Source organism: Roseixanthobacter psychrophilus, assembly GCF_043195195.1.
Lineage (GTDB): Bacteria > Pseudomonadota > Alphaproteobacteria > Rhizobiales > Xanthobacteraceae > NCEH01.
This window is the reverse complement of the sequence record NZ_JBAFWT010000087.1, coordinates 1-5,957: the sequence shown is the minus strand read 5'-3', so window position 1 is coordinate 5,957 and position 5,957 is coordinate 1. Positions and strand designations below refer to the sequence as shown.

General features: G+C 65.7%; 4 protein-coding genes and 1 pseudogene. 2 read left to right on the top strand and 3 right to left on the bottom strand.

Translation table 11 applies throughout. The features are described 5' to 3' along the window. Nucleotides 1-21: 21 nt before the first annotated feature. Nucleotides 22-312: pseudogene (locus V5F77_RS28060) on the bottom strand (transposase); the annotation flags it as partial. A gap of 218 nt (nt 313-530) precedes the next feature. On the opposite strand from V5F77_RS28060, the gene V5F77_RS28055 reads away from it, so the two are divergent. Further along, the gene (locus tag V5F77_RS28055) at nt 531-800 is read left to right on the top strand and encodes a group II intron maturase-specific domain-containing protein (protein WP_429008356.1); all 270 of its coding nucleotides are present in this window, start codon (nt 531-533) and stop codon (nt 798-800) included. Between the two features lie 48 nt (nt 801-848). Here the strand turns inward: V5F77_RS28055 and V5F77_RS28050 are convergent, their stop codons facing one another. Next, nucleotides 849-2,180, bottom strand: coding sequence for an MFS transporter (locus tag V5F77_RS28050; protein WP_429008355.1), 1,332 nt, complete (start codon nt 2,178-2,180; stop codon nt 849-851). A 252-nt stretch (nt 2,181-2,432) separates the two neighbouring features. Continuing rightward, nucleotides 2,433-4,688 carry a cytochrome P450/oxidoreductase gene (locus tag V5F77_RS28045; RefSeq protein ID WP_429008354.1) on the bottom strand — a complete coding sequence of 752 codons (2,256 nt, stop codon included), beginning with the start codon at nt 4,686-4,688 and terminating at the stop codon, nt 2,433-2,435. 284 nt (nt 4,689-4,972) lie between these two features. On the opposite strand from V5F77_RS28045, the gene V5F77_RS28040 reads away from it, so the two are divergent. Continuing rightward, entirely contained in the window at nt 4,973-5,734 is a 762-nt protein-coding gene (locus V5F77_RS28040; RefSeq protein WP_429008353.1) for an IclR family transcriptional regulator, read from the top strand. The last annotated feature ends 223 nt before the right edge of the window (nt 5,735-5,957 follow it).

The following is a 5,957-nucleotide window of genomic DNA, read 5'->3' as shown; positions in this document are numbered from 1 at the left end:
GGTGTACGGTGTCTTGTTTGGTCAGGCCGCCAGTTGGTAGGGTCGATAGTTTTCCTTCCGGGTCAGCACGACCCACGCGATCCGGGCCAGCTTGTTGGCGAGCGCGACGGAGACGAGCCGGAAGGGCTTTTTCTCCATGAGCTTCCTGATCCAATTGGCCATGGGTGTTGGTTTATCTTTGATGTGGCGAATGACGGCAGTGGCGCCGACGACGAGCAGGCGGCGCAGATATCGGTCTCCCTGCTTCGAGATGCCGCCGAGCTTGGTTTTGCCACCGGTGGAGTGTTCTTGTGGGGTCAGCCCCAACCACGCGACATCTCAGTCATCCCCTCATTTTGTCAATCGCGTGTATCTGACGGAAAAACGCAACTCTGGGTGTGTATAAATTCAATTGGCCGAGCCGCGAACAGTCCTGTCCGCCGAAATGACGCTAAAAGAGCCACAACCTAGGCGGGAGTCAATTCGCAATCCGGTCCGTTTTTCGCGGGAGAGTTGCGCTCACAAAATGAGGGGATTCTTGAGGACACGAGGTGCAACCTCGCGAAGCCTTGCCGACTTGCTCCAGGAGCTCAATTCCCATCCTGCGTGGATGGGCGAACTATTACTGCTACTGCGTGGGCGCGAGCCGTGTGTTCTCCAACCTCGATTGGTACACATCGGATCGGATCCGCCGGTGGCTGCATAAGAAACGCCCAAACAGTGGCGCGCGGGCAATCTGGGCTGCCTATCAACCCAGCGCTCGCCGCCCGATGCTCGCAGCCTCCGCCAAGGTCGTTTTGTCATCAAGCGCCTCTGCCTGACGGGCGTCGCAGGAGGCGGCGCTCGTCAATGGGCTTGTTTCGGGCGCCTCAGGCCTGCTGGCCCGCGGTGTTCCTCACGTCCACCGCCTCAGGCTCCACAGCCGTGGTGTCAGTGCTGAAGAACTCGACGCCCTTCGCCTCGCGGGACAACGCTACGCTGACCAGCGCGGGAATGGCGACGAGGCTGGCATAGACCGCCACCGAGACGGCGGAGCCCGTGACCTGGAGCAGCACCGCGCCGACGAGGGGCGCCACCGCTCCGCCGGCCACCGAGGCAAGCTGGTAGCTGGTGGACAGCGCCGTGTAGCGCACGCGGGTGGGAAAAAGCTCGGTCATGTAGGCGGCCATGGCGCCGAGGATGATGCCGTGGCACGACAGACACAGCAGCACAAGCGCTTGCAGTTCGCCGAAGCTCGCGCCCGGCTCGAGCGTAAACAGGCTGTAGCTGGACAACGCCGCGGTGACGAAGCCCGCCAACAGCACCGGCCGCCGGCCCACCCTGTCTGAGACATGGGCCGCGATCAGCGTCACCACCACCTCCGCCGCGGACGCCCATAGCACCGCCCTCAGCGCGTCGGCCCGCCCCATGTGCAGATGGGTGGTGGCAAGGAGCAGGACGAAGGTGCTGAAGATGTAGAGGAAGGTGTTCTCCGATGCCTTCACGAAGAACGCCTTCAGCATCTCGGGACGATTGTGGCTCAAGGCGTAGCGCAGGGGCGACCGCTCCACCGTGCCTGCCTGTTCGATGAACTCCAGGAAGGCTGGCGATTCCTCCACCCGCCTGCGGGTCCAGAAGCCGAGGATCACCAGCAGCACCGAGACGAAGAAGGGAATGCGCCAGGCCCAGTCGAGAAATGCCTCCTCCCCGTAGATCGCCTGCACGATGAAGAGAACTCCCGCAGTGAGCACATTGGCGAGCGGGCCGGCGAACATGGTGAACGAGGTCCACAGGCCGCGCTGGGCCGCGGGCATGGATTCGGCGATGATCAGCATGGCGCCGGTGGCCTCGCCGCCCACCGCGATGCCCTGGGCGATACGCAGCGTGACCAGAGCAATGGGAGCGATGATGCCCGCGGTGGCGTAGGTCGGCAACAGGCCGATGAGGAAGGTGCCCGCGCCCATCAGCAGCAGGCTGGCGATGAGGACGTTCTTGCGTCCGAAACGGTCGCCCGCGATGCCGAATACGATGCCGCCGAGTGGCCGCGCAACGAAGCCGACGGAAACGGTGCTGAGCGCCAGCAGCGTCGCCACGAACGGGTCGGACGAGAGGAAGAACTGCTTGTCGAATACCAGCACCGCGCAGGCCGCGAAGGTGAAGAAATCATACCATTCGAGCGTGGTGCCCACCGCGCTCGCGACCATGAGATTGAGGCGTTTCATACTGTTTCCTCCCTTGAAGGATGTGTCGCGTCCGGTGCGCGACTTGTCGGGGCAGAAAGGCGGCGTGGGGGCAGCGCCCCGGCGCAGGGTCGCGCTCATGCCAGGGCGGAACAGTCCGTCGGCGAGGACACGACGTGGCCGCCGGCACAGACAGAAAGCCCGTTCGGGTTGGCGGGCCGGCGCCGGGAAGCCGTAGTATGGCTTGCCGGCGTTCCCTTGGCGTTATGCGGGAGCCCCCCGATCGGGGCTAGGTCAGAGCGCGACCGAGATCCTGCCGCGCCCCCGGGAACAGCAGCTCATCATGCGTGCGTTTCCCGCGCGTTCCGCGGCGCTCAGCACCTTGTCGCGGTGGTCCACCTCGCCGGCAAGGACATGCACCTCGCACGACCCGCACAGGCCTTCCTCGCAATCGCTCGGCACATCGATGCCCGCCGCGCGCAAAGCTTGGAGCAAGGTGCGGTCGGCAGACACATCCAGAGACAAGCCGGAATCCCTGAGCTCAACCTCGAACGGCTCCGCATCCCGCAGATCGAGCGCTGCATCCGCAGCTGCGAAGCGCTCCATGTGGAGGCGGTCGCGCCGCCCGGTCATCAGTGTGTCGAGGGCATCGAGCATCCGCTCCGGTCCGCACGCATAGACGTCCGCGTCCGGTGCGGCGACAAGAACAGCAGCGAGGTCGAGGCGCCGACCGTCCGCGGCCGGATAAAGGTGGAGAGCTGCGCCATGGTCGCGCTGCGCCCGGCCGACCAGCGCCATGGCGGACGCCGCGCGCCCGGCATAATGGATGGCATAATCGCGCCCCGCCGCCTTCAGGCGGTCCGCCATGGCCAGAATGGGCGTGATGCCGATGCCACCGGCGATCAGCACCGCTTGGCGAACCTCCTCGTCGAGGCGGAAATGGTTCTTCGGCCCGCGGATGCGCAGGGTGTCACCGACCTTGACGTTGGCATGGATGTTGGCGGAGCCGCCACGGCCCGCGTCCTCCCGCTTGATGGCGATGAGGTAGCGGCTCCGGTCGGCGGGGTCGCCGCACAGCGAATACTTGCGCTCGAACGGCCCTGCGATGAGATCGATGTGCGCGCCGGCGCTCCAGCCCGGCAGATCGTGACCGGCCGGATCCTCCAGCGCGAGCGCGAGCACGTCGTCCGTCTCCCGCCAAGCCGCGGCGACGCGCACGGGACGCGACACCGCGTTTCGGGTGGGCGCGCCGATGGGAAAGGAGGCACGCGGCGCGCGCGCTTCAGCCGTTGTCCGCTCGGGATTGCGCGCAGGGTCCCAGCGCACCCGAAGATGGTCCGGCCCCCGGAAGGAGGTGTTGGGCAGATAGGTGAAGTCCTGATCCGGCACCAGCTCCATGTGCGGCAGGCGGCGCGTCAGTTCCTCGAGGAAGATGCGAATCTCCATGCGGCCGAGGTTCTTGCCCATGCATTGATGGCTGCCGTAGCCGAAGGACAGGTGGTCAGTGGCGTTGTCCCGGTGGATGTCGAGCACGTCGGGATTCTCGAAATGCCGCGCGTCGTGGTTGGCGGACGCCATGACGATCAGCAGCTTCGCCCCCTTCGGAATGGTGACGCCGCCCACCACCGCGTCGGTCAAAGCAAGGCGGCGCCAAGCGATGATCGAGCCCGAGAGGCGCAGGCACTCCTCCACCGCATTGGGGATGAGCGAGGGGTCGGCGCAGATCTCGTCCCACGCCTCACGATGCTCCAGCAGCAGGCGCAGGGCGTTGGCGGTGGCGTTGGCGGTGGTTTCATGGGCTGCCACGAGACCTGCCATCATCATGGAGTGAAGGTAGGAATCGGTGACGACCTCCGGCAGCTCCTTCTGCCGGCGGATGGCATACTTCATCCAGCCGTGGCCGGAGGGATCCGCCCGCATCTTCTCGAGAACGTCGCCCGCGAGGGTCCAAAAGTTGCCCACTGCGTCGGCCACCGCCAGCTGCTGCTCGGGTGTCGGCCGGCCCCAGGTGTTCACTGTGTGGGCGATGGAATAGCGACGCAGCGTCGCCATGTCTTCCTCGGGAACGCCGAGGAAGTGGAGCGCCACGGTGAGGGGCACCTCCCATAGCATCTCGTTCACAAGGTCGGCTTCGCCGCGATCGATGAAACGGTCCACATATTCGTGCGCGAGGCGCCGCACCATGGGCTCATGATGGGTAAGTTCCTCTGGCAGGAAGGAATGGAGCAGTGCCCGCCGGCGCTCCATGTGCGCCGGTTCGTCCTCGTTCACCAGGGTTCGGTCCATGGCGTAGTTGTGGCGAGCGAGGATGGTGTTCGCCGCATCGGAGTTGGGCGTCACCTTCTCAAGGGCGATCGAGGGCGAGAAGGATGAGGTGTCGCGGAACACCGCCTTCACGTCGTCATAGCGGCTCACCACCCAATAACCGAGCTTCGGGCTGAAGAAGACGGGCTCCTTGTCCCGGAACCAACGCAGGGCGTCGGCGGGATCCACCTGGTAGGGCTCCTCGAACACGTCAAAGCGCGCCGCCTCCGGCGAGATGGCATGCATCGGGCAACGCCCACGCGAAGCCTCCTGTGGAGGCACCGAGGGGCTGTGTGCGGGCTGGGCCCGTGCTTCGGAGATAGCGGCATGTTCCGGGCAACGCGACAGCACGGCGGACGGATGACGGTCGTCGTCCATAAGACCTCCCCAGATCGACTTATTTAACTATTATCGCACATTAATAGTCTGATGTCGCACAGACTAGCTGTGTCGCGCGGGTTGTCAATCGCCAGGCTCCGTGGCACGCAGGCAGAATTCGCAAGCCCATGAGCGCGCAGAGGAGCAAAGACATGCCGAGAGGTCGCCCGGTTGGAAGCGGCGCGCGCAAGGCGGAGCGCGCGGCCTCGGCGGAGGGGCCGGACAAGCACGCCAATACGCTGCAAACGCTCGATCGCGGCCTCCAGGCACTCACTTTGGTCTCGCAACAGGAAAGTGGAATTTCCGTTGCCGAGCTGGCGGCGCGGCTCGACGTGCACCGCGCCATCGCTTACCGCCTCGCCGCAACGCTGGAGGCGCATGGGCTCGTCAGCCGCGGCCCGGATGGCGAGCTGCGCCTGGGCGCCGACGTGCTCAGTCTGGCGGCGCGCTTTGCTCCCCAGATGCGCACCTTGGCCCAGCCGTTGCTGCGCGAGCTCGCCCAGGCCACGCGAGCCACGGCATTTCTCTCCGTTCCCGAAGGCGCCTGCTGCGTCGCGATTCTCGTCTGCGAGGCGGAGGACACGCTGCTGCGCGTGGCCTACCGGATCGGTAGCCGCCATCCCCTGGTGCACGGCGCCGCCGGGATCGCCATCCTTTCCGGGCGCCCGCCCTCGGAGGGCGAGCCGGAGGCGGTGAGCATCGCGCGCCGCGACGGCTACAGCGTCACGCGCGGCGAGCTGCAGCGGGGTGCGGTGGGTGTGGCGAGCCCGCTCCACCGTCCGCTGGATGCCCCGGGGGGAATGGAGACGAGCGTCGGCGTGGTGGCCCTTGATGACCTCGACGTGCCCCGTGCCACCGGGCTGGTGGTAACGTGTGCGCGCAGGCTCTCGGCTCTCATGCTTGGCAAGGCATAGGCTACCGGAAGGTCGAGCCGCAGGTGAATCGGGAAAATTGACGGACTGATCGGAAAATCCGATAATATCAAGGGTTCTTAGAGTCCTTCTCTGATTGGGGTCGTTGAGGTCAAGCTGCTCGTTCTGGTCACCCCGTCTTGGCTTCTCCGGTATGGCGCGACAATCTGCGTGAGGTGCGCCAGGCCAAGCTGGCGCGGTCCTGCCGGTGAAAGTCCGGCCCGGG